Below are 21,699 nucleotides of genomic sequence, written 5' to 3' on the forward strand. Positions count from 1 at the left end.
GTCTCCTGCAATCCATTGATTGCCGCGAGTAACCCGGTTCATTGCGCTTCTGCCTGCTTCAGCGCCAGCACGTCCTTCGGCGTGACCATGTCACCCTTGTTGTTGCCCCAGGCGTTGCGCTCGTAGGTGACCACGGCGGCGATGTCGACTTCCGAGAGCTGCTTGCCGAACGCGGCCATGGCAGTGCCGGGCTTGCCGTGGAAGACGATGCCCAGGTGGGCTTCCTTCGGCCCGGTGGCGATCTTCGAGCCCTTGAGCGCCGGGAACATCGGCGGCAGGCCCTGGCCTTCGGCCTGGTGACAGGCCACGCAGGTGGTGTGGTAGATCTTGTCACCACGTTCCACCAGCTCCTCCAGGGTCCATTCCTTGCTGGTCAGCTCCTTGAGCTTGGCAGCTTCGGCCTTGCGCTCGCCCAGCCAGGTGTCGTAGTCGGCCTTGGACTTGACCTCGACCACCACCGGCATGAAGCCGTGGTCCTTGCCGCACAGCTCGGTGCACTGGCCGCGGTAGATGCCGGGCTTCTCGATACGGGTCCAGGCTTCGTTGACGAAGCCGGGGATGGCATCACGCTTGACCGCGAAGGCCGGCACCCACCAGGAGTGGATGACGTCGGCAGCAGTCACCAGGAAACGCACCTTGGCGCCCACCGGCAGCACCAGCGGCTGGTCGACTTCGAGCAGGTAGTGCTCGTCCTTGGGTGCCTTGTTGTGGATCTGCTCAGTGGGGGTGGCCAGGTTGCTGAAGAACTCCACGTCCTGGCCCAGGTATTTGTAGTGCCACTTCCACTGGTAGCCGGTAACCTGGATATCGATGTCCGACTCGCTGGCATCGTAGATGTCGATCAGGGTCTTGGTGGCCGGGATGGCCATGGCCACCAGGATCAGGAAGGGGACCACGGTCCAGAGGATTTCCACCCAGGTGTGCTCGTGGAAATGCGCAGCCTGCTGGCCGGTGGAACGGCGGTGGATGACCATGGACCAGAACATCGCGCCAAAGACAACGATGCCGATGATCACGCAGATCCAGAAGATGGTCATGTGCAGGTCGAAGACGGCGTTGGAGACTTCCGTCGCCCCTGGGTGCATGTTCACGGTCCAGGCGGCGTTCGCCTGACCAAAAACCGACCACAACAGGAGGCCCATCCAGACATGTGGATGTCGCATCATTGCGGGTTCCCCTTCTCGTTCTTGTAGTCCCGGAGGCGTGGCCTGCGGCAAGAGGGAACGGTGGTCAAGACTGCCTGGCTTCGACGACCGAGCCCCTGCTAAAAGCAGTTGGGCCTCATCAACGAATCACGTTCACCGGGAGTATAGACAGCGACCAACGGCACGCAACGAAGGCCGTGAAATGAACTTCATGAAAGGGCCGAACGCCCCGAAAACCGCGCGCTTGATAGGGTATGGCGCAATAATGGCATTTCGATATGCCTGAGCATGCACACGTTTGCGCGACTTATAACAAATACGTCTTAGGTATTCTGTATACCGAGCTAATTTAGTGTCTTCCGTTTGAAACGTAATGTCCCTGGAGTTGTCATGAACATCGCTGCTGTACGCGAGCAGGTAAGCCAAGCCCATCAACACGAAGGCCAGACCGGCCAACTGAAAAAGCGTCTCGAGCTGCAACTGCCCCACCTGCACCCCTCGATCCAACTGCCTGAGCAGGACGCCCAGGGTACTTTGGCGCGCTTCGTCAGCGCCTACATCGAACAGGTTCCGGAACTGCTGGAGGCGGCCCATGAGGTCGCCCGCGAGGCCGGGATCGAATCGCAGATCAAACCTGTACTGAAAATCGCCGAAGCCTATTTCCTGCAGCCGCCCAGCGTAATGCAAGGGCATGTGGGCCTGGACTGCCTGCTGGATGAGGCCTACTTGGCGCACCGCCTGGTGGAAGAGGTAAACGACCTGTACATCCGTCACTTCCAGCAGCCGCTGATCCCGGTCGACACCACCGTCGCCAACCTGATTGCCCACCAGTTGATTGGCGAGACGTTTGCCAACCAGCTGGATGAAGTGGTGCACCACTCGGTGGACGAAATGTTGGATGATGAAAGCTTCGCGGTGGAATCGGTGGAAGCCTACCGCGAGAAATTGAGCAGCCCGGAAACAGGCGCGGCGTGGAAGCGCTGGCCGTGCCTGTCACGGCAGCTAGGGGTGGAGCTGGGCCAGCCGGCCTGAGGTTCCTGGCCCGGCCTCTTCGCGGGCACGCCCGCTCCCACAGGGAAAGCACATGCCTTGATGACTGTGGATTACCTGTGGGAGCGGGCGTGCCCGCGAAAGGGCCGGCTCATGCAGCAAAGATTCCGGCTCTAGGCCCCAACCCCGGCGGTAGTCCGCATCCGCCCCTCGATCCGCCGCTTCAAGCGCCGCTGCTCGATCAGCAACCGCGACCCATTGGCCGAATTACTGCGTCCCCAATCTTCAAGCAGCTCAAGGCACGAGTGGTCGATATAGCTGAGGTTACCCAACGGCACATGCAGCGTGGTCCCCGCCGGCACGCTATCCAGCACCTGGGTCAGCGCCGGCACCTTGAGGAAGGTGGCCGCGCCACTAAGCCGCAATTCCATGTGCCCAGCCTTCTCCAGGCTGACCAGGTTGATCTTCAACCGCGCCGCCTTCAGTGCCAGCTTCAGCAAGGTCAGGGCAAAGCCCAGCAATACGCCAGTCAGCAGGTCGGTAAAGATGATCGCCAGCGCCGTCGCCGCGTAGGTGAACATCGGCATGCGGCCATAGCGGCCCAGCCCACGAAACGCCTTGAAATCCACCAGCTTGACCCCGGTAAACACCAGCACACCCGCCAGGCTCGCCACCGGGATCTGCTGCAGCACGCTGCTCAGCGCCACCACGAACGCCAGCAGCCACAGGCCATGGAAGATCGCCGAAGCCCGGGTCTGCGCACCCGCCTGCACATTGGCCGAGCTACGTACGATCACCCCGGTCATCGGCAACGCGCCGAGCACCCCGCACAGCATGTTGCCGATGCCCTGGGCCGACAGCTCACGGTCGAAGTCCGAACGCTGGCCGCTGTGCATGCGGTCAACCGCTGCAGCCGACAACAAGGTTTCGGCACTGGCGATGAAGGCCAGGGCAAAAGCGGCGACCAACAGGGTAGGGTCAGCCAGTTGCATCAGGTCACCAGGGCGGATCCAGTCGATGGCCTCGGACAGGTCGGCCGGCACCTGTACGCGGTTCACCGGCAAGGCCAGCCACATGCTGATGGCCGTCATGGCCGACACGCCCAGCAGGGCACCCGGGACGAAGCGCAGCCGCTGCGGCCGCAGGCGCTCCCAGCCCCACATGATGGCGATGGTGCCCAGGCCCAGCGCACCAGCCATCCAACCGGAGCCGGCGCTTTCCTGTGGCAGGGCCGCGGCCACGGTCGCCGGGAACTCCAGCAGGTTCTGCATGCCGGATGGTTGCGGCGCGGTGTCGAACATCACATGCACCTGCGACAGCACGATCAGCACGCCAATCCCCGCCAGCATGCCGTACACCACCGCCGGCGCGGTAACCCGGAACCAACAGCCCAGGCGCAGGCGCCCGGCCAGCAACTGCAGCAGGCCGGCCAGCAGCAGGATCGGCCCGAGCATGGCCATGCCATGTTGGCGTACCAGCTCGAACACCAATACCGCCAGGCCGGCGGCCGGGCCACTGACCTGCAGCGGCGAACCGGCGAGGAAACCTACGACAATGCCGCCGATAATGCCGGTAATCAGGCCTTTGGCCGGCGGCATGCCCGAGGCGATCGCAATGCCCATGCACAACGGCAGGGCCACCAGGAAGACCACCACCGACGCCAGCAACTCACGCGGCAGGGCCGCTTTCAACTGTGTAATGTTCACCGTGTTTCTCCTTTCTCTGTCACACAGCCATTCCGCTGGCCGTGGGCACGTTTGCCCCTGACGAGCGCGCAGGCGCGGGCCGCCAGCGGGCGTGCCGGCAGGCAGTCAGGGAATTCAAGGCAGCCGAAGGCCGCGCCACACCCCTGCAGGGTGCAGCCGGCTATCAAGGTTCAAGCGGGTGGATGGGTCGCTTAGTAGCGGCCTCTCGGAGTAGCGCAGGGGACCGGCTCGCCAGCAGCCAGGGGCAGGAAGGTGTCGCTGGCGGCGTCGTAGGCTTCGATCTTGCTGGTCTCGATGTCGTAAACCCAGCCATGGATGTACAGCTCACCGGCTGCCAGGCGCGAAGCCACCGAAGGGTGGGTGCGCAGGTGATGCAGCTGGGCGATGACGTTTTCCTTGGTCAGCACTTGCATGGTTTCGTGTTCGCTGCCGCACGAGCAGTTGTTCTCGACCACGGTGCGGGCCACTTCGGCGTGGCGCAACCAGGCGGACACGGTCGGCATCTTGGTCAGCGATTGCGGGTTGAGCACGGCACGCATGGCGCCGCAGTCGGAGTGGCCGCAGACGATGATGTGATGCACTTTCAACGCCAGTACGGCGTATTCGATGGCGCTGGAAACGCCGCCGTTCATCTGGCCATAAGGTGGTACCACGTTACCGACGTTACGGGTCACGAACAGGTCGCCAGGCGAACTCTGGGTGATCAGCTCGGGAACGATGCGCGAGTCGGCGCAGGTGATGAACATGGCACGCGGGGTTTGCGCGGTGGCGAGCTTCTTGAACAGCTCTTGCTGCTCGGGGAAAACGTCATGGTGAAAACGCAGGAAGCCGTCGACGATGTGCTTCAGGGCGGCATCGGCGCTCTCCGCGGGGACCTGCGGTACGACCTTGGATGGGTCCTTGACGGGCATGATTCATCCTCTTGACGGTGTGTAGGTAAATCCATTTTACCGGTGAAAGATTCTGGCTATGCAGGGATTTAGATGACACGCACGGGCCATAGATCACAGTCGGTGAAGACTGATTTCCTACGCTAGCGGGGAAAACTTAACTGAAACTTAATTCGAAGGCTCTAGAACGGGTGTTCCAGATAGGAAAGGCGGGTATTGGATAATAGCAAAAAAACATCAACTGCCAAGAGCCATTACTGCAATTATCAACTTTAATTAGTTGCATTGAGGGCTGGCAATGCGCCACATGCAGACACCCGGAACCTGCGCAGAACCTGTGGGAGCGGGCGTGCCCGCGAAGGAGGCAACTCGGTACATGGCACCGGCTGCGCCGGTGTTCGCGGGCGCGCCCGCTCCCACAAAGGCCGTGCTCTGCTCAAGCATCAGAACAACGCCATCTGCCCTCCCGGCGGGCAAAACGCCGAGCAATCCAGCGCCTGCGCTTCTCGCCCCTCGAACTCCAGCCGCTTCATGGCCTTGGCAAAGCGCTGCGCCAGCAACTCGGCAAACACGCCTTCACCGCGCATGCGCGCACCAAACCGGCTGTCATACAGTTCGCCGCCGCGGCTCTGGCGGATCAGGCTCAATACATGCGCCGCCCGCTGGGGGTAATGGTCCTGCAGCCATTGCTCGAACAACGGTGCCACTTCCAGCGGCAGGCGCAACATCATGTAGGCTGCGCTCTGTGCACCTGCCTCCCTCGCCGCCTCCAGCAGTCGCTCCAGTTCGCTGTCGTTGATCATCGGAATCATCGGCGAACACAGCACGCCCACCGGCACTCCCGCTTCGCGCAATACGCGGATCGCCCGCAAGCGCGCCTTGGGTGACGCCGCACGCGGTTCCAGCACCCGTTTCAGGTTATCGTCCAGCGTGGTCAGGCTGATCATCACCCGTACCAGGCGCTGGCGAGCCATCTCGGCCAGCAGGTCGAGGTCGCGCAGCACCAGCGCTCCCTTGGTGACGATGGTCACCGGGTGGCGAAAACGCAGCAGCACTTCGAGCAGGCGCCGGGTCAGCAGTTGTTCACGTTCGATCGGCTGGTACGGGTCGGTATTGGAACCCAGGTTGATCGGCGCGCACACGTAACCCGGTTTGCTCAACTGCTGCGCGAGCACCTCGGCGGCGTTGGTCTTGGCAATCAGCTTGGTCTCGAAATCCAGGCCGGGGGAAAGGTCCCAGTAGGCGTGGGAAGGGCGGGCATAGCAGTAGATGCAACCGTGCTCGCAGCCACGGTAAGGGTTGATGGAGCGGTCGAAGGGCAGGTCGGGCGAGGTGTTGCGGCTGATCACCGACTTGGCCGTCTCTACCCGCACCTCGGTGCCCTGGGTTTGCGGCACCTCCTGGTACCAGCCGTCATCCTCCGCCACCGAATGGCTGGGGGCAAAGCGGTTGTGCGGATTGTTCGCCGTGCCACGGCCCTTTTGCGGTGCTGGAGGAATCATGGCCTACCCCATATACTGTATTCATATACAGTATATTGCCTGCCTGATTCTTTCCAGCACCTCCGGTCAGCGCACCTTCACTTCAGGCCATGCCAACGTAGAAAGGGCAGCTGGCTCGACTGCCGGCCGAGGAACAGCTCGATATCTTCACGCAACGGTCGCGATGCCCCTGGGGCAAGCAATGTCTCCTGCAGCGTCCGGCCTCTATTCCGGTCCAGCAGGCCTTGGGCCTCGAAGCGGGTGAACAGGTCGAAGGCGTGCACGTCCGACCACAGATAGGCGTAATAACCGGCATCGTAGCCGTTTACCAGATGGTCGAAGGCATGCGCCGGGTGCTCGAAATCGGCCAAGGGCCAGTAGCCACAAAGCTCACGGGCATCGCCCAGGCGCTGCTCGAGGGATCGGCCATCGTTGGGTGTGCCATGAAGGTCCAGGTCGAACAGCGCCATGCTCAGGTCGCGCGCGGTTTCCTCCACACCTTGCTGCCGCAAGCGGCGCAGGCATTCATCGACCCGGGCCCGGGAAAGTTTGCTGCCATCCTGAAGTGGCGAAGAGATCGCCACCAGGTAATCCGCGTCCCAAACCCAGCGCTCAAACAGCTTGCCGAACAGTTCCACGCCATCGGTACCGAGTTCGGTGACGTTGGACATCACGTGGTTGGTCGTGCGCACCAGCAAATGGTGCAGGGCATGGCCAAATTCATGGAATAGCTTGCGCAGTGACAGATGGTCCAGCAACGGCTGGCTACCCGGCAGCGCTGCAGGCACGTCGCTGTAGACCACCACCGAGGCCGCCTGGAAGATGCCCTCGGCATCGACCCGACGATTGCGAATGTAGGTGGTGAACACCGAGTCAGGTTGCTTGCCGGCATGCTGTACGGCGTCCAGGTACAGGAAACCGATCAAGGCGTTGTCCTGCCACACCTCGAACGGTTGCACGCTGTCATCCCAGGTTGCCAGCGGCTTGGCCAGCAGCGTTAAACCAAACAGTTCTTCCGCCAACTGCTGCAATGCGCTGACCACGGCATTCAGCGGGAAGTGTTCGCGCAAGGCTTCGGTGGAAAGCACCTCGCGCGACGAGGCCTGCAGGTAGGCAATGTCCCAGGGTTGGACATTCCCCAGCCCTTTGGCTGAGGCCTGATGCTGCATATCTGCACGCCACTGCAGCACCGCCGGCCGCACATGGTCGGCCAGGTCATGAAGAAAGCCGCGCACCTGGGCAACCGAACCTGCGCTCTTCATCTGCAGGCTCTGCTCCAGATGGCTGGCAAAGCCGAGCAGGTGGGCCTTTTCTTCCAGCAGCCTCGCCAGTTGCTCCAGGTGCGAGCGATTATCCTGCTGTTGGTCAAGGCCGACGCCTCGGGTGTTATAAGCCCGGTACACGCGCTCGCGCAGCTGCCTGTTGTCAGCATGTTTGAGCACGGCGTCGGTGGTCACGCTTTCACACGCAATCAACCACCCCGGCTCACCCGCCTCCTGTGCCCTTGTAGCTAGCTCGTCACGAATGCGTTGAGGTACACCGCTCAGTTCAGATTCATCCGTGATGCTCAGCCCTGGCCGGTTGATGTTGCTGCGAAACGCCTCCCGCGCAGCGCCAATCTGTTTCAGCAGTTCAGCCAGGCGCAGCTTGCCTGCGGGGTCGAGCGATGCGCCACTGGAGGCGAACTTGTGCAGATGCCAGCGCAACGTAGCGCGTTTCTGGGCATCCAGCTGCTTGCCGATGTCGCTGTTGGCCAAGCGCTCATACAGGGCCTGCAGTGCGGAGTTGGTGAATTTCTGTTCGAACCGCTCCGTAGCCTTGGCGAAGAAGTCGGAAATGGCACCAGCCCAGGCTTCATCCCGACCAACCAATGGCGAGGCGGCATACAACACCGTCAGAAGCTGACTATCCAGCCCGTCCACCGCCAGCACCATGTCATCCCAGGTTGGCAGTGCCTGCTGGTCGCGGATGATGCGTTCGATGCCTTGCTCGTGCGCCAACAGCACGTGGTCGAAGGCAACTTGCATGTTTTGAAGCGTGATCGACGGATAATCGACGGGGATATGGCTATCTTGCAGAAGTGGGTTATCCATGGTGCAACACCTCGCTCGTAGGGAAGAGCAGGTGAGCTTGCATGGCCAGCGTGCGGCAGGTGGCCTGATTATCTACCACCCGGGCATGCCGGCCCGGGCACGGCGCCCGGGCGGCACGACGGCTTTATTCAGCCGGTTTCTTCAGCTTCGGGTTGGGGAAGAACTGCACCGTCTGTACCTTGGCCGGCGCGGCTTTCGGCTCCAGATGGTTGACCCGGGTGCCGAGTTCCTTCGGCACCGACAAGCCCTGCTCGTTGAGGGTGTCGGTAAAGCCGCAGGCCACGCACTCGCGGTGCGGTACGCCGTCTTCGTTCCACATCATCAACTTGTCGGTCTCGCTGCACACCGGGCATACCGCCCCGGCAATGAAGCGTTTCTTGGTCTTGTTCACGGCTACCTCGCTCATGCTGCAGCGTCCTCGCTCAGGCCACTATGGCGCAGCAAGGCATCGATGGAAGGCTCACGGCCACGGAAGTCGACGAACAGCTCCATCGGCTCGCGCGAACCACCGCGTGCCAGGATAGCCTCGCGGAAGGCACGGCCGGTTTCGGCATTCAGCACGCCTTCTTCCTCGAAGCGCGAGAAGGCGTCGGCCGACAGCACTTCGGCCCACTTGTAGCTGTAGTAGCCCGCGGCATAACCACCAGCGAAGATGTGCGCAAAGCTGTTGGGGAAGCGGTTGTACGCCGGTGGGCGCATGACCGACACCTCGTCGCGCACGCCTTCGAGCACCTGCAGCACGCTGCGGCCGTCGCCATGGGTGGCATGCAGCTCGAAGTCGAACAGCGAGAACTCCAGCTGGCGCACCATCATCATGCCCGACTGGAAGTTCTTCGCCGCCAGCATCTTGTCCAGCAGGTCCTGGGGCAGGGCAGCACCGGTTTCGTAATGGCCGGAGATCAGCGCCAGGCCTTCCGGCTCCCAGCACCAGTTTTCCATGAACTGGCTCGGCAGTTCGACTGCGTCCCAGGCCACACCGTTGATGCCGGAAACACCGGCGTGCTCGATGCGGGTCAGCATGTGGTGCAGACCGTGGCCGAACTCGTGGAACAGCGTGGTGACTTCATCGTGGGTCAGCAGCGCAGGCTTGCCAGGTGCTGCCGGGGTGAAGTTGCACACCAGATTGGCGACCGGGCTCTGCAGCTCACCGCCAGCCGTGCGGCGACGGTCGCGGGCGCCGTCCATCCAGGCACCGCCACGCTTGTTGGCGCGGGCGTAGAGGTCGAAGAAGAAGCGGCCGACGTGCTGGCCGTTTTCCTTGATCTCGAACAGGCGTACGTCCGGGTGCCAGCTGTCGAAGCCCTTGAGTTCAGCGATTTCGATGCCGTAAAGGCGCTGGACGATGCTGAACAGGCCGCTGAGTACCTTGTCGATCGGGAAGTAGGCGCGCAGGGTTTCCTGCGACACGCTGTAACGCTGCTCGCGCAGCTTCTCGCCGAAATAACCGGCGTCCCAGCTGGCCAGCTCAGGGCAGCCTTGCTCGGCGGCGTAGACCTTGAGCTGCTCTAGGTCCTGGGCGGCAAACGGCTTGGAGCGCTTGGCCAGGTCACGCAGGAAGCTCAGCACCTGGTCGCTGGACTCGGCCATCTTGGTCGCCAGGCTCAGTTCGGCGTAATTCTTGTAACCCAGCAGCCCGGCCAGTTCCTGGCGCAGGTCGAGGATTTCCTGCATCACCGGGCCGTTGTCGAACTGGCCGGCATTCGGGCCTTGGTCCGAGGCGCGAGTGCAGTAGGCAGCGTACACCTCTTCGCGCAGGGCGCGGTCGCTGGCATAGGTCATCACCGCGTAGTAGCTGGGGAATTCCAAGGTGATCAGCCAGCCGTCGAGGCCCTTGGCCTGGGCGGCGGCGGCCATCTGCGCCTTGGCCGAATCGGTCAGGCCAGCCAGCGCGGCTTCGTCGGTAACGTGCTTGGTCCAGGCCTGGGTGGCGTCGAGCAGCTGGTTGGAAAAACGGCTGCCCAACTCGCTGAGCTTGCTCTGCACTTCGGCGTAGCGCTGCTGTTTATCCGCCGGCAGGTCGATACCCGACAGGCGGAAGTCACGCAGGGCGTGCTCGAGGATAGTCTTTTGCGCCACGTCGAAACCGGCGGCCTCGGGGCTGTTGATCAGCGCCTGGTAGGCTTCGAACAGCGCACGGTTCTGGCCCAGTTCGGTAGAGTAGGCGCTCAGCGCTGGCAGGCACGACTCATAGGCTTCGCGCAGCTGCGCGCTGTTGCACACCGCATTGAGGTGGCTGACCGGGCTCCAGGCGGCGCCCAGGCGGTCGTTCAATTCGTCCATGGCCAGCACCAGGCCAGCCCAGGTAGGGTTCTTGCCCTGCTTTTCGAGGATCTCGGCAATGGCTTTACGGTTGTCGGCCAGGATCGCTTCGATTGCCGGCAATACGTGTTCGGCACGGATTTGCGAGAAGGGCGGCAGATCGTAGGACTGCAGAAGCGGGTTGTTCGCACTCACGGTTTGGATACCTTGGCAGAAGAAACACTGCCCCATCTTAATTACAATCGACGCCGACCGCAGCAGGCAGCCTGCCTATCGGCACAGATGAGAGACGCTATCATGGCTATCCGAAGCTTCCAGCAACACACTCCGAAAGTTGGGCCCAGGGCCTTCGTCGACCGATCGGCGGTAGTGCTGGGCGACGTGGAAATCGGTGAAGACAGCTCCGTCTGGCCGTTGACCGTGATACGCGGCGACATGCACCGCATCCGCATTGGCGCGCGTACCAGCGTGCAGGACGGCAGCGTGCTGCACATCACCCATGCCGGCCCGTTCAACCCGGACGGCTTCCCGCTGATCATCGGTGACGAAGTGACCATCGGCCACAAGGTCATGCTGCATGGCTGCACCCTGGGCAACCGCATCCTGGTCGGCATGGGCAGCACCATCATGGACGGCGCCATCGTCGAAGACGAAGTGATCATCGGCGCCGGCAGCCTGGTACCGCCGGGCAAGCGCCTGGTCAGTGGCTACCTGTACATGGGCAGCCCGGTGAAACAGGCCCGACTGCTGAACGAACAGGAACACGCATTTTTCGCCTACAGCGCCAGTAACTACGTGAAGCTCAAGGACCAGCACCTGGCCGAAGGCTACGATCAACCTGAATGACCGCATTCGCGGGTAAACCCGCTCCCACAGGTACGGCGCCGGCCTCAGGCCCTGTGATATCCCTGTGGGAGCGAGCGGGTTTACCCGCGAAGAAGACCACGCAGCATTCAAAGTGGAACCCGCAAATGCACCAGCAAAACATCCTCTTCGACCTCGACGGCACCCTGACCGACCCGCGCCAGGGCATCACCCGCTCGATCCAGTATGCCCTGGCCAAACTGGGCATCGACGAGCCGGACCTGACCCGCCTCGAGCACTTCATCGGCCCACCCCTGCTGCAGGCCTTCATGCAGTTCTACAGCTTCGACGAAGCCAAGGCCTGGGATGCGGTGAACTTCTATCGGGAACGCTTCAGCGTCACCGGCCTGTACGAGAACCTGGTGTTCGAAGGTGTGCCGGAGCTGCTCGAAGTACTCAACGGCCAGGGTCGCACGCTGTACATCGCCACCTCCAAGCCGTGGAAGTTCGCCCGTGAAATCGCCCGGCACTTCGCCTTCGACCACCACTTCAAGGTGATCTACGGCAGTGAACTGGATGGCACGCGCACCAACAAGGTCGAGCTGATTCGCCACCTGCTTGATGAAGAAGGACTGGACCCGGCGCAGACGCTGATGATCGGCGACCGCAAGCATGACCTGATCGGTGCGCGCAGCAATGGCTTGCAGGCGGTGGCGGTGGGGTACGGGTTTGGTAGCCAGGAAGAACTGGTGGCCGAAGTGCCGGCCTACCACTTTGCTACCTTGGCCGAGATGCATCAGGCTTTCCTCAAGGCTTGATGGCCCTGGGGGCTGCTTTGCAGCCCATCGCGACACAAGGCCGCTCCTACAGGCGATCGCGTACCTTCTGTAGGAGCGGCCTTGTGTCGCGATGGGCCGCAAGGCGGCCCCAAAATCTCACCGGCTAACCATCAACCGCCGTAAGGCCGCCTTCCTCTCATCGATCGGCAACCGCCCCAATTGCTCGACCCGGTGATAAAAACGCTGCCAATCCCCGCCAACCTCACGGAACACCGCCGCAAACGCCGGTACCCATTGGTCATACAGCCCGAACGGCAGCAACTTGGCATTGCTCATCGGCCCATACATCCAGGCGTCATAGCGCTTGTCACCACCCCACTGGGCATCACGCACCTGCCGGTATTCCCGCCTAAGCCGCTCGAACTCCGCCTGCTTGGCCGTCCGCTTCTGCGCATCATCCAGAGGCCCGGCATAAATCGCCTGCAACCGCTCGCGGCTGGCAAGCACCAACCGGATGAATTGCTCACGCTGCTGCCCCTGCTCCCCGCCAGAGGCAGCAAGGCCCCGCGCCACGCGCCATTGCTGCGTGCCTTCCTGCTCGACGAATGAGGCAAACGACTCGTTGAACTCGGTGTCGTCCTGCACATAGAAGCGCTGGTGGGCCAGCTCATGGAAGATCAGCGCGGCCAGGCGCTCGTCGCTCCAACCCACCATCGACGACAGGATCGGGTCGTCGAACCAGCCCAGGGTCGAATAGGCCTCCACGCCGCCCACGTATACATCCATGCCGTCCTGGCGCATCAACGCCGCCGCCCCACGCGCCGCGCCTTGCTGGTAATAGCCGCGATAGGCCACACACCCTGCGATCGGGAAGCAGTGCGTCACTGGCTGCAACGACAGCTCGGGGGTGGCGAACACATTCCATACCACGTAGGGCCGGCCAAGGTCGGCGTACACCCGGTAGCTGCGGTTGTCCGGCAGCTTCAGCTGCTGGCTGGCAAATGCCCGTGCCTGCTTGGCGTGTTCCAGGCGCGCGCGCAATTGCGCTGAAGTGGCCGGGTTGGCCACTACCTGATCCACTGGCTGCCGTGCGCGTAGCAGCTGCCACTGGCCCTCGGCCAACTGTCCATAGTAGGCGGCGCTGCTGCAACCGTTCAGCAGGAGCACCGCAAGCAGGGGAACCAAACGGGTGAAAACAAGGTCGAGTGGCCCAGGGCCTGAGCGCTGCATAAGAATAAGTCGAAGCATCCGGGACTGTCTGACTCGCTCAAGGCCGATTCACTCCAAGACTATCTCGCCAAGGGGGAGTTTCGCCATGCGTGCACTGTTGGTCACCGGGTCACTGTTGCTGATATCCGCCTGTTCGACCTTGCCAGACCCGGACCCGAACCAGGCCTGGATCGACCTCACGCCCTACGACAACACCTCGCTGCACGCCGTGCAGGTAGATGAACGCGACTGGGCCGACAGCCGTTATTTCGAAGTACAGCCCGGCAGCCACGAGCTGACCGTGCGCTACCAGTTTCCGGTTACCCCCAGCAATATCGGCCCGGTCGAGGAGCCTTTGTGGCGGGATTGCCAGGTCAAACTGACCTTCAAGGATTTCAGTGCCGGCCAGCGCTACCAGCTGCAGGCTGGCAGCATCGGTTTCCGCCCCTGGATCAAACTCTACGACCATCAGCAAAAACTGGTTGGCCAGGGCTTGCCTGCAGGTTGCCAGCGCACCTGAAACGCACAAACGGCGCTATGCTTGTAGCCTATGAATCGCAAGTGGGAGTCTTGCCATGCGCCAGCCCATGATGCTGATCGCCCTCAGTGCACTGGGGGCTTGCGCCAGCCCCTTGCCGCCCGTCGACCCCAAGCAGGCCTGGGTCGACCTGTACACCATGACTCCCGGCAGGGTGATCATGGCCGACCGCCTCGACGGCAAGCGCCTGGAGGATGGCCGCTACTTCCAGGTGACGCCAGGCAAGCACGAACTGGTAGTGCGCTTCGATTACGAGATATATGGGGGCGGCCTCATGACCCAGCCCAGGGACCGTACCTGTTACCTGACCGTGCGCTTTGACAACTTCAAGGCCGGTGAACGCTATCGCCTGGAGGCACGGGCGCCGGTGATGGAACCGCAGGTGCTGCTGTATGACGGCAGCCGCAAGGTGGTGGTGAACGAGCCTAGCGAGGTGTTCTGCATTCCTTGACCTGGGGCTGCATTGCTCCTACAGGAGATACGCGATCCCTGTAGGAGCGGCCTTGTGTCGCGATAGGGCCCAAAGCGGCCCCCAAAATCCTGAACCTACCGATCATTCTTCTGATAAATGATCTTCTTGGTCCCACCATCGCAGGTCCCGACGACCATGTTCTGGTCCTTGACCTCGCTGTTGGGCACGATCTCCAGGGTATAGGACGAAACACCCTGGGCCTGGATCTTGGCCTCGATCTCGGCTTTGAGCTCCTCGCACGGCTTGACCGCCGCCAACGCAGATGTGGCGACCAGGGAAGCCAACACGGTGATTGCTACGCGAATCATGAAACGGCTCCTGAAAGGGCAGCGTGCTGCCGACGCTGTTTAGACTACAACAAACCGCCCTCATTGCACTGCTTCAACCCACCAGTGCCGCATCCAGGCTGATCTTCGCGTTCAGCACCTTGGACACCGGGCACCCGGCCTTGGCCTTGTCGGCGATCTGCAAGAACTGCGCTTCACTCGCCCCAGGCACCTTGGCCCTGAGCACCAGATGCACCGCCGTAATGGCAAAGCCATCAGCTTGCTTGTCGAGTGTCACTTCGGCAGCGGTGTCGATCCTGTCCGGGGTGAACCCCGCTTCGCCCAGCATCATCGACAGTGCCATCGAGAAGCAGCCGGCGTGCGCCGCGCCGATCAGCTCCTCCGGGTTGGTCCCGGGCGAGCCCTCGAAACGGGTATTGAAGCCGTAGGGGTTCTGCTTTAGCGCGCCGCTTTCGGTAGAAAGCAGGCCTTTGCCGTCCTTCAGGCCACCTTGCCAGATCGCCGATGCTGTCTTTTTCATGATGCCTCCTGGTCTCGGGTTTACATGCTTATGGCTTCAGAGGTCAGCCGCCTACGGCAAGTTCAGAGCAATCGCACGGCAAGCATTGAATCCGTCGAATGTGCCCATACAGAGTTGAAAAGGCCTGTGGCCAAATACCTTTGCGGAGGCTCCATGACGCAGCTGCGTGACCTGAAGATTTCCACCCTCGACCTGGTGCCAGTACGCGCCGACGCCGGCCCGGCGCAGTCGCTGCGCAACTCGCTGGACCTGGCGCAGCACGTCGAGCGCTTTGGCTACAACCGCTTCTGGGTGGCCGAGCACCACAACATGGACGGCATCGCCAGTTCGGCGACTTCGGTGCTGATCGGCTACCTGGCGGGGGGTACCTCGAGCATTCGCGTGGGCTCTGGCGGGGTCATGCTGCCCAACCATGCGCCGCTGGTGATCGCCGAGCAGTTCGGCACCCTGGCCAGCCTGTACCCGGGGCGCATCGACCTGGGGTTGGGCCGCGCGCCGGGTTCCGACCAGATGACCGCCTACGCCCTGCGCCGCGACCGCGCCGGCGGCCCGGATGACTTCCCGGACGATGTCGAGGAACTGTCACGCTACCTCGGCCCGCGTACCGATGATCAAAAAGTGATCGCCGTGCCAGGGCACGACACCGACGTACCGATGTGGCTGCTCGGCTCCAGCCTGTTCAGCGCTCAACTGGCCGGCATGCGCGGCATGCCCTACGCCTTCGCCTCGCACTTTGCGCCGCGCTACATGCACGAGGCGATCCGCGTGTACCGCAACCACTTCAAGCCCTCGACCACATTGGACAAGCCGTATGTGATGCTGGGCATCCCCATGGTGGTGGCGGAAACCGACGAAAAGGCCGAGTACCTGGCCACGTCGGTGTACCAGCGCATCCTCGCGCTGATTCGCGGGCAGAGCCTGATGCAGAAGCCGCCGGTGGAAAGCATGGACGGGTTGTGGCTACCCCATGAACGGGATGCGGTGGGCAGCTTCCTCGGCCTGGCGATGATCGGTAGCCCGCAGAAGGTGCGGGCCAAGGTGGAAGTGCTGCTGGAGCAGACCGGGGCAGATGAACTGATCTTTACCTGTGATTTGTATGAGCATGCGGACCGGATTCGGTCCTATGAACTGATGGCGCAGGCTCTCAAGGCCGCGTGATCTTCTTCGCGGGCTTGCCCGCCCCCACAGGTACAGCGTCGCTCTCAGGCCTGTGATATCCCTGTGGGAGCGGGCGAGCCCGCGAAGAAGCCAGCACACTAGCCGCGCCGGTACACAATCTCCTTGGTACCAGCCTCGCAGCTGCCAATCACCTTGCCGGCCGGGTCGCCCTTGTCGACGATCTCCAGCTTGTAGCCGGTAACACCCTTGGCATCCAGCTTGGCCGCAATCTCTGCCTTGAGCTCCTCGCACGGCTTGCCCGCCGCCAGCGCACCACCGGCCAGGGTCATCAGGCCCAGCGCCAGAATCAGTTTGTTCATCACTCGCTTTCCTTGTGCAGATGAAATCAGAAAGGGCGCCCGCCAAGGCGCCCCCTCCCTAAATACCCCATCATGCCGGGCTCATCCAGCCCGGCAGTGTTTCAGCTATTGGCGATACGGAAGCCGACCTTCAGCGTGACCTGGAAGTGCGCCGCCTTGTTGTCACGGATATGGCCACGGGTATCTATCACTTCGAACCACTCCAGGTGCTTGATGCTCTTGCCGGCTTCGGCCAGGGCATTGTTGATCGCCTCTTCGATGCTGGTGGTCGAAGACCCCACCAGTTCTATCTTCTTGTAGGTGTGATGATCGGTCATGAGCGCTCTCCTCGGATGATGGTGAGATTGAGCCTAGCAGCGCAGGCCTGGTTTACCTGCGAGCGGTCACCATTGGCGAAAGTTCGATCGCACTTTCCTGCGGGCCCAAGGTCGCAATCCTTACAGTCCATACTGCAAAGGAGAGTCAACATGCACCGCAATTCGCTGCGTAGAACGTCCCTGGAAAGCATGGAAGCGGAGATCGAGAGCCTTCTGAAAAGCCTGGAAAACCTCAAGCATGATGCGTCGGAGGAGTCCCAGAAATCGGTGAAGGCAATCCGCAGCAACGCCGAGAGTGCCCTGCGTCATTCGCGCCACCTGTTGAGCGATGCCTACGAGGAAGTGAAGCACCGCACCCGCCAGACCGGCATCGCCACCCGCGACTATGCCCAGGAACACCCATACACCACCGCCGGCGTCGCCATTGGCGCGCTAGGCCTGCTGGCGGCGTACCTGATGTGCAAACGCAACTAAGCGCCCTGTCGCGCCAGTTCTGCCCTTAGCCACTGCGCCAACTGCTCGGCGCGCCCGTCCGCGGCGCGCCTGGGCACCCACAGCGCCAATGCCGCAGGGGTAGGTGAAAAGCCCCACGGCGCACTCAAACGGCCCGCCCGCAGGTCATCAGCGACCAGCGGCTGCGGCGCAATCGCCACACCCAACCCGGCCACCGCAGCTTCCAGCAGGTAATACAGGTGCTCGAAAGCCTGGCCATAGTGCAGGGTCGCCGGCTCCAACCCCTGTTCCAGCGCCCAGGTCGGCCAAGCCTGCGGGCGCGAGGTGGTGTGCAGCAAGGCTTCGCCCAGCAAAGCCTTGGCCGGCGCGCCCTGCAAGCGCTCGAAACCGGCGAAATGCGGGCTGAGCACCGGCCCGATGCGCTCCTCGGCCAGCACATGCACCTGCATGTCCGCCGGCCATGGCGGCTCGGCATACACCAGCAGCGCATCCAGCCCTGGCCGCCGCGGGTCCAGATCGCCTTCACCGGCCGACAGGTGTAGACGCAGCTCTGGCAAATCCGCCTGTAGCCGGCCCAACCGCGGGATGAACCAACGAGCCAGCAGGCTGCCCGAGCAGCCCAGCACGAACGGCGCCTCGCTGACATCGTGGCTGAGCTCGGCGCACACGCTGCGCAGGCGGTCGAAGGCTTCGCTACTGGCATCGCGCAGACGTACGCCGGCATCTGTGAGTTTGATGCCACGCCCGTCCTTCACGAACAGCGCGACGCCCAGGTGCTCTTCAAGTACCTTGATCTGCCGGCTGACGGCGCCATGGGTGACGTGCAGCGCTTCGGCCGCCTGGCTGACGCTGTTGAGCCGTGCGGTAGCCTCGAAGGCCCGCAGGGCATTGAGAGGAGGGAGGTCGTGGGCCATTTTACCTGTGAGTTTTTCTGACAAGTTTGCGCAATCTTATCGGTTTTCAGCCGGGCTTGCCGTGGTTAGAGTAAAGCCCATCACTCATTCATTACGCCCTGGAGCGCCCCATGACCCAGTCCCAATACCGCCCCGGCCCCGACGCCAACGGCCTGTTCGGCTCGTTCGGCGGCCGCTACGTGGCCGAAACCCTGATGCCACTGGTGCTGGACCTGGCCCGCGAATACGAAGCGGCCAAGGCAGACCCCAAGTTCCTCGAAGAGCTGGCCTACTTCCAGCGCGACTACATCGGCCGCCCCAACCCGCTGTACTTCGCCGAGCGCCTGACCGAGCACTGCGGCGGCGCGAAGATCTTCTTCAAGCGTGAAGAACTCAACCACACCGGCGCGCACAAGGTGAACAACTGCATCGGCCAGGTGCTGCTGGCCAAGCGCATGGGCAAGAAGCGCCTGATCGCCGAAACCGGCGCCGGCATGCACGGCGTGGCCACCGCCACCGTCGCTGCCCGCTTCGGCCTGCCTTGCGTGATCTACATGGGCGCCACCGACATCGAGCGCCAGCAGGCCAACGTGTTCCGCATGAAGCTGCTGGGCGCCGAGATCGTCCCGGTCACCGCCGGCACCGGCACTCTGAAGGACGCCATGAACGAGGCCCTGCGCGACTGGGTCACCAACGTCGAAGACACCTTCTACCTGATCGGCACCGTGGCCGGCCCGCACCCGTACCCGGCCATGGTCCGCGACTTCCAGTCGATCATCGGCAAGGAAACCCGCGCCCAGCTGCAAGAGAAGGAAGGCCGCCTGCCAGACAGCCTGGTTGCCTGCGTCGGTGGCGGCTCCAACGCCATGGGCCTGTTCCATGAGTTCCTCGAAGAGCCAAGCGTGCAGATCATCGGCGTCGAAGCCGGTGGCCATGGCGTGCACACCGACAAGCACGCCGCCAGCCTGAACGGCGGGGTACCGGGCGTGCTGCACGGCAACCGCACCTACCTGCTGCAGGACGAAGACGGCCAGATCACCGACGCCCACTCGATTTCCGCCGGCCTGGACTACCCGGGCATCGGCCCGGAGCACGCCTACCTGCACGAAGTGAAGCGTGTCGAGTACGTCAGCATCACCGACGACGAAGCGCTGGATGCGTTCCACGCCACCTGCCGCCTGGAAGGCATCATCCCGGCCCTGGAAAGCTCCCACGCCCTGGCCGAGGCGATCAAGCGCGCACCGAAGCTGCCCAAGGACCACCTGATGGTCGTGTGCCTGTCGGGCCGCGGCGACAAAGACATGCAAACCGTCATGAACCACATGGCCGCCCAGGAGAAACAGGCATGAGCCGTCTTGAACAACGCTTCGCCGAGCTGAAGGCCGAAGGCCGCTCGGCACTGGTCACCTTCGTCACCGCGGGCGACCCGGGCTATGACGCCTCGCTGCAGATCCTCAAGGGCCTGCCGGCAGCCGGTGCCGATGTGATCGAACTGGGCATGCCGTTCACCGACCCGATGGCCGACGGCGTGGCCATCCAGCTGGCCACCCTGCGTGCCCTGGAAGCCGGTCAGACCCTGGCCAAGACCCTGCAGATGGTTCGCGAATTCCGTGTGGATAACCAGGCCACACCGATCGTACTGATGGGTTACTACAACCCGATCCACCGCTTTGGCGTGGAAAAGTTCGTGGCCGAAGCCAAGCAAGCGGGTGTCGATGGCCTGATCATCGTCGACCTGCCGCCAGAGCACGACGCCGAACTGGCGACCCCGGCCCAGGCTGCGGGTATCGACTTCATCCGCCTGACCACCCCGACCACAGACGACGCGCGCCTGCCGCGCGTGCTGGAGCGCAGCTCCGGGTTCGTCTACTACGTGTCGGTGGCCGGTGTCACCGGCGCCGGCTCGGCGACCACCGAGCACGTGACCGAAGCCATTGCCCGCCTGCGTCGGCATACCGATCTGCCGATCAGCGTTGGTTTCGGTATTCGTACGCCGGAGCAGGCTGCGGCTATCGCCCGCCTGTCGGACGGCGTGGTGGTGGGCTCGGCACTGGTCGACAAGATTGCCCAGGCAAAGAGTGCCGAGCAGGCAGTCAACGATGTATTGAGCCTGTGCTCGGCACTGGCTGAAGGGGTGCGCGGCGCCCGCCGTTAAACCGCGTCGCCTGCTTCGCGGGCACGCCCGCTCCCACAGGGACAACACAGATGCTGAAAGCTGTGGAGGACCTGTGGGAGCGGGCTTGCCCGCGAAGAGGCCAGCACAGGCTATAGAGGCCTATCCCCCGAAAATCGACAGATCCAGCGGCCGCACCGCCCCCATCCAGATCGCATGGTCACGGTGGTCCGCCAGTTCATCACCGGTCAGCGGGTGCATGAACACCACCAACCCCTTCCGATACAGCGCCAACCACGGCAGCACCACCCCCACAAACTCCGGCTCGAAGGCCAGCTGGCAGCTCCAGTCCGGGTGCGGCCCCACCGGTTTCTGGTGCATGCGCCCCATGGTCACGGGAAACAGCCGCGCCGCCTCCTCGCACAGTTCACGGGCCTGGTCCATGGTCGCTGCGTCGTAGTAAACGTGGGCGTGGTAACCCTTGATCCTCTGCACGATAACTCCTGATTGCGGTCCAACCATCACCACCTGCAAAGGGAGTGATGCAGTGAAAAATGCCGAAACCCCAGTGTTCAAACTGGTCCTGTTCGGGCCTGAAAGCAGCCTGGGCAACGCCCTGATGGTAGAGCTGCTGTCGCGCCAGCACGAAGTCACCGCCGTGGTCGACGACCTCAACCGCCACGCGCCGCGCCCCGGCCTGCATTTCAAGATAGGCGGGCTGGGCGATGCCAACCAGGCGGAGCAGGGCGCGGCAGGCGGGTCGGCAGTAATTGCCCTGTTGTCGACGCTGGCGCCGGGCGATCTGCCCGGGCAAGCCCGCATGAGCGAGGCGCTGGTGGCGGGGCTGAAACGTACGACTATACGCCGGCTGCTGCTGGTGGGCGATTTCGATGTGCTGGATGAGCCGGGCAAGTACAGCGAGGCGGAGCGGGAGTGTGTGGACCAGGTGGTGGACGGGTTACAGCGCAGTGCGTTGCACTGGACGCTGATCAATGCCCCGCAGGAACTGGCCGGGTTGGGGATGGAGCATTTTCGCAGCACCGAAGGTACGCTGGAGCCGGGGTTGGCCGAGCCGTTGCGGCACCTGGCCAGGGTCGCGGCAGGGATGGTGGATATACTGGAGCTGGATTTGCACCGGGGCGAGCATCTGAACTTCGTGGTCTAGATTGCCGGGGCTGCTGTGCAGCCCATCGCGACACAAGGCCGCTCCTACACGGGCCGGCCTTGTAGGAGCGGCCTTGTGTCGCGATGGGCCGCAAAGCGGCCCCAAAA

Annotated in this window: 24 protein-coding genes; 10 read left to right on the forward strand and 14 right to left on the reverse strand. The window is 63.0% G+C overall.

The features are described 5' to 3' along the window. Positions 1-38 precede the first annotated feature (38 nt). Positions 39-1,166 carry a cytochrome c oxidase subunit II gene (coxB, locus tag ACGLHT_RS00300; protein ID WP_137162712.1) on the reverse strand — a complete coding sequence of 376 codons (1,128 nt, stop codon included), beginning with the start codon at positions 1,164-1,166 and terminating at the stop codon, positions 39-41. Between the two features lie 369 nt (positions 1,167-1,535). On the opposite strand from coxB, the gene ACGLHT_RS00305 reads away from it, so the two are divergent. After that, positions 1,536-2,177 carry a hypothetical protein gene (locus ACGLHT_RS00305; RefSeq protein ID WP_274119897.1) on the forward strand — a complete coding sequence of 214 codons (642 nt, stop codon included), beginning with the start codon at positions 1,536-1,538 and terminating at the stop codon, positions 2,175-2,177. A 131-nt stretch (positions 2,178-2,308) separates the two neighbouring features. Here ACGLHT_RS00305 and ACGLHT_RS00310 read toward each other — a convergent pair whose 3' ends face one another. The 6 genes from ACGLHT_RS00310 to prlC all read right to left on the reverse strand — a co-directional run bounded on the left by ACGLHT_RS00310 (position 2,309) and on the right by prlC (position 10,759). After that, on the reverse strand, positions 2,309-3,841 hold the full coding sequence (locus tag ACGLHT_RS00310) for a SulP family inorganic anion transporter (RefSeq protein ID WP_085588915.1): 1,533 nt from the start codon (positions 3,839-3,841) through the stop codon (positions 2,309-2,311). A gap of 191 nt (positions 3,842-4,032) precedes the next feature. Further along, a complete protein-coding gene (locus tag ACGLHT_RS00315) occupies positions 4,033-4,752 on the reverse strand; it encodes a carbonic anhydrase (protein WP_013970295.1) in 720 nt (239 codons plus the stop codon). A 422-nt stretch (positions 4,753-5,174) separates the two neighbouring features. Continuing rightward, a complete protein-coding gene (locus ACGLHT_RS00320; protein WP_137162710.1) occupies positions 5,175-6,233 on the reverse strand; it encodes a PA0069 family radical SAM protein in 1,059 nt (352 codons plus the stop codon). A 77-nt stretch (positions 6,234-6,310) separates the two neighbouring features. After that, positions 6,311-8,305, reverse strand: a complete 1,995-nt coding sequence (locus ACGLHT_RS00325; protein WP_137162709.1) for a M3 family metallopeptidase — start codon at positions 8,303-8,305, stop codon at positions 6,311-6,313. 124 nt (positions 8,306-8,429) lie between these two features. Next, positions 8,430-8,711 carry a YheV family putative zinc ribbon protein gene (locus ACGLHT_RS00330; RefSeq protein WP_274119896.1) on the reverse strand — a complete coding sequence of 94 codons (282 nt, stop codon included), beginning with the start codon at positions 8,709-8,711 and terminating at the stop codon, positions 8,430-8,432. Further along, entirely contained in the window at positions 8,708-10,759 is a 2,052-nt protein-coding gene (gene prlC, locus ACGLHT_RS00335) for an oligopeptidase A (protein WP_354316979.1), read from the reverse strand. Before prlC ends, ACGLHT_RS00330 begins: the two co-directional genes overlap by 4 nt. A 102-nt stretch (positions 10,760-10,861) precedes the next feature. Between prlC and ACGLHT_RS00340 the strand changes: the two genes are divergently transcribed. Both ACGLHT_RS00340 and ACGLHT_RS00345 read left to right on the forward strand, forming a co-directional pair. Continuing rightward, complete coding sequence (locus tag ACGLHT_RS00340; protein WP_133969827.1) at positions 10,862-11,410, forward strand: gamma carbonic anhydrase family protein; 549 nt, start codon at positions 10,862-10,864, stop codon at positions 11,408-11,410. Positions 11,411-11,535: 125 nt separating this feature from the next. Next, complete coding sequence (locus tag ACGLHT_RS00345) at positions 11,536-12,186, forward strand: HAD family hydrolase (RefSeq protein WP_274119894.1); 651 nt, start codon at positions 11,536-11,538, stop codon at positions 12,184-12,186. 117 nt (positions 12,187-12,303) lie between these two features. Here the strand turns inward: ACGLHT_RS00345 and ACGLHT_RS00350 are convergent, their stop codons facing one another. Next, on the reverse strand, positions 12,304-13,377 hold the full coding sequence (locus ACGLHT_RS00350; RefSeq protein ID WP_274119893.1) for an aminopeptidase: 1,074 nt from the start codon (positions 13,375-13,377) through the stop codon (positions 12,304-12,306). An 85-nt stretch (positions 13,378-13,462) separates the two neighbouring features. Here ACGLHT_RS00350 and ACGLHT_RS00355 point away from each other — a divergent pair, with 85 nt between their 5' ends. Beyond that, positions 13,463-13,876 carry a hypothetical protein gene (locus ACGLHT_RS00355; protein WP_015268455.1) on the forward strand — a complete coding sequence of 138 codons (414 nt, stop codon included), beginning with the start codon at positions 13,463-13,465 and terminating at the stop codon, positions 13,874-13,876. 55 nt (positions 13,877-13,931) lie between these two features. Beyond that, positions 13,932-14,345, forward strand: coding sequence for a hypothetical protein (locus ACGLHT_RS00360; protein ID WP_013970286.1), 414 nt, complete (start codon positions 13,932-13,934; stop codon positions 14,343-14,345). Positions 14,346-14,440: 95 nt separating this feature from the next. Here the strand turns inward: ACGLHT_RS00360 and ACGLHT_RS00365 are convergent, their stop codons facing one another. Further along, the gene (locus ACGLHT_RS00365; RefSeq protein ID WP_003261043.1) at positions 14,441-14,674 is read right to left on the reverse strand and encodes a DUF1161 domain-containing protein; all 234 of its coding nucleotides are present in this window, start codon (positions 14,672-14,674) and stop codon (positions 14,441-14,443) included. A gap of 73 nt (positions 14,675-14,747) precedes the next feature. Beyond that, the gene (locus ACGLHT_RS00370) at positions 14,748-15,173 is read right to left on the reverse strand and encodes an OsmC family protein (protein WP_013970285.1); all 426 of its coding nucleotides are present in this window, start codon (positions 15,171-15,173) and stop codon (positions 14,748-14,750) included. 153 nt (positions 15,174-15,326) lie between these two features. Between ACGLHT_RS00370 and ACGLHT_RS00375 the strand changes: the two genes are divergently transcribed. Beyond that, complete coding sequence (locus tag ACGLHT_RS00375; RefSeq protein ID WP_025337197.1) at positions 15,327-16,331, forward strand: LLM class flavin-dependent oxidoreductase; 1,005 nt, start codon at positions 15,327-15,329, stop codon at positions 16,329-16,331. Between the two features lie 98 nt (positions 16,332-16,429). On the opposite strand, the gene ACGLHT_RS00380 is transcribed toward ACGLHT_RS00375, so the two are convergent. Then, positions 16,430-16,651, reverse strand: coding sequence for a DUF1161 domain-containing protein (locus tag ACGLHT_RS00380; RefSeq protein WP_003261041.1), 222 nt, complete (start codon positions 16,649-16,651; stop codon positions 16,430-16,432). Positions 16,652-16,752: 101 nt separating this feature from the next. Continuing rightward, entirely contained in the window at positions 16,753-16,968 is a 216-nt protein-coding gene (locus tag ACGLHT_RS00385) for a dodecin (RefSeq protein WP_013970282.1), read from the reverse strand. A gap of 150 nt (positions 16,969-17,118) precedes the next feature. On the opposite strand from ACGLHT_RS00385, the gene ACGLHT_RS00390 reads away from it, so the two are divergent. Continuing rightward, positions 17,119-17,442, forward strand: coding sequence for a YqjD family protein (locus tag ACGLHT_RS00390; RefSeq protein ID WP_003261039.1), 324 nt, complete (start codon positions 17,119-17,121; stop codon positions 17,440-17,442). Here the strand turns inward: ACGLHT_RS00390 and ACGLHT_RS00395 are convergent. Beyond that, positions 17,439-18,335 carry a LysR family transcriptional regulator gene (locus ACGLHT_RS00395; protein WP_025337196.1) on the reverse strand — a complete coding sequence of 299 codons (897 nt, stop codon included), beginning with the start codon at positions 18,333-18,335 and terminating at the stop codon, positions 17,439-17,441. The genes ACGLHT_RS00390 and ACGLHT_RS00395 overlap by 4 nt on opposite strands. Before the next feature lie 110 nt (positions 18,336-18,445). Between ACGLHT_RS00395 and trpB the strand changes: the two genes are divergently transcribed. Further along, a complete protein-coding gene (gene trpB / locus ACGLHT_RS00400) occupies positions 18,446-19,663 on the forward strand; it encodes a tryptophan synthase subunit beta (RefSeq protein WP_015268451.1) in 1,218 nt (405 codons plus the stop codon). Beyond that, positions 19,660-20,469, forward strand: coding sequence for a tryptophan synthase subunit alpha (trpA, locus tag ACGLHT_RS00405; protein WP_015268450.1), 810 nt, complete (start codon positions 19,660-19,662; stop codon positions 20,467-20,469). The genes trpB and trpA overlap by 4 nt, the downstream gene beginning before the upstream one ends. Positions 20,470-20,589: 120 nt before the next feature. On the opposite strand, the gene ACGLHT_RS00410 is transcribed toward trpA, so the two are convergent. Next, positions 20,590-20,922 (reverse strand): DOPA 4,5-dioxygenase family protein, encoded by a 333-nt coding sequence (locus ACGLHT_RS00410; protein ID WP_013970278.1) that lies wholly within the window; start codon positions 20,920-20,922, stop codon positions 20,590-20,592. Between the two features lie 52 nt (positions 20,923-20,974). Here ACGLHT_RS00410 and ACGLHT_RS00415 point away from each other — a divergent pair, with 52 nt between their 5' ends. Beyond that, positions 20,975-21,592, forward strand: a complete 618-nt coding sequence (locus tag ACGLHT_RS00415) for an NAD(P)-dependent oxidoreductase (protein WP_137162706.1) — start codon at positions 20,975-20,977, stop codon at positions 21,590-21,592. The last annotated feature ends 107 nt before the right edge of the window (positions 21,593-21,699 follow it).

Origin of the sequence: Pseudomonas sp. PsB, assembly GCF_043658375.1 — a bacterium.
In the GTDB taxonomy this organism is placed as follows: Bacteria; Pseudomonadota; Gammaproteobacteria; order Pseudomonadales; family Pseudomonadaceae; genus Aquipseudomonas; species Aquipseudomonas putida_Z.

Excerpts from the sequence above, each read along its gene's own strand:
- coxB (WP_137162712.1), bottom strand. The coding sequence starts at position 1,166 with ATGATGCGACATCCACATGTCTGGATGGGCCTCCTGTTGTGGTCGGTT.
- ACGLHT_RS00305 (WP_274119897.1), top strand. The coding sequence starts at position 1,536 with ATGAACATCGCTGCTGTACGCGAGCAGGTAAGCCAAGCCCATCAACAC.
- ACGLHT_RS00315 (WP_013970295.1), bottom strand. The coding sequence starts at position 4,752 with ATGCCCGTCAAGGACCCATCCAAGGTCGTACCGCAGGTCCCCGCGGAG.
- ACGLHT_RS00320 (WP_137162710.1), bottom strand. The coding sequence starts at position 6,233 with ATGATTCCTCCAGCACCGCAAAAGGGCCGTGGCACGGCGAACAATCCG.
- ACGLHT_RS00325 (WP_137162709.1), bottom strand. The coding sequence starts at position 8,305 with ATGGATAACCCACTTCTGCAAGATAGCCATATCCCCGTCGATTATCCG.
- ACGLHT_RS00330 (WP_274119896.1), bottom strand. The coding sequence starts at position 8,711 with ATGAGCGAGGTAGCCGTGAACAAGACCAAGAAACGCTTCATTGCCGGG.
- ACGLHT_RS00340 (WP_133969827.1), top strand. The coding sequence starts at position 10,862 with ATGGCTATCCGAAGCTTCCAGCAACACACTCCGAAAGTTGGGCCCAGG.
- ACGLHT_RS00345 (WP_274119894.1), top strand. The coding sequence starts at position 11,536 with ATGCACCAGCAAAACATCCTCTTCGACCTCGACGGCACCCTGACCGAC.
- ACGLHT_RS00350 (WP_274119893.1), bottom strand. The coding sequence starts at position 13,377 with ATGCAGCGCTCAGGCCCTGGGCCACTCGACCTTGTTTTCACCCGTTTG.
- ACGLHT_RS00355 (WP_015268455.1), top strand. The coding sequence starts at position 13,463 with ATGCGTGCACTGTTGGTCACCGGGTCACTGTTGCTGATATCCGCCTGT.
- ACGLHT_RS00360 (WP_013970286.1), top strand. The coding sequence starts at position 13,932 with ATGCGCCAGCCCATGATGCTGATCGCCCTCAGTGCACTGGGGGCTTGC.
- ACGLHT_RS00365 (WP_003261043.1), bottom strand. The coding sequence starts at position 14,674 with ATGATTCGCGTAGCAATCACCGTGTTGGCTTCCCTGGTCGCCACATCT.
- ACGLHT_RS00370 (WP_013970285.1), bottom strand. The coding sequence starts at position 15,173 with ATGAAAAAGACAGCATCGGCGATCTGGCAAGGTGGCCTGAAGGACGGC.
- ACGLHT_RS00375 (WP_025337197.1), top strand. The coding sequence starts at position 15,327 with ATGACGCAGCTGCGTGACCTGAAGATTTCCACCCTCGACCTGGTGCCA.
- ACGLHT_RS00380 (WP_003261041.1), bottom strand. The coding sequence starts at position 16,651 with ATGAACAAACTGATTCTGGCGCTGGGCCTGATGACCCTGGCCGGTGGT.
- ACGLHT_RS00385 (WP_013970282.1), bottom strand. The coding sequence starts at position 16,968 with ATGACCGATCATCACACCTACAAGAAGATAGAACTGGTGGGGTCTTCG.
- ACGLHT_RS00390 (WP_003261039.1), top strand. The coding sequence starts at position 17,119 with ATGCACCGCAATTCGCTGCGTAGAACGTCCCTGGAAAGCATGGAAGCG.
- ACGLHT_RS00395 (WP_025337196.1), bottom strand. The coding sequence starts at position 18,335 with ATGGCCCACGACCTCCCTCCTCTCAATGCCCTGCGGGCCTTCGAGGCT.
- trpB (WP_015268451.1), top strand. The coding sequence starts at position 18,446 with ATGACCCAGTCCCAATACCGCCCCGGCCCCGACGCCAACGGCCTGTTC.
- trpA (WP_015268450.1), top strand. The coding sequence starts at position 19,660 with ATGAGCCGTCTTGAACAACGCTTCGCCGAGCTGAAGGCCGAAGGCCGC.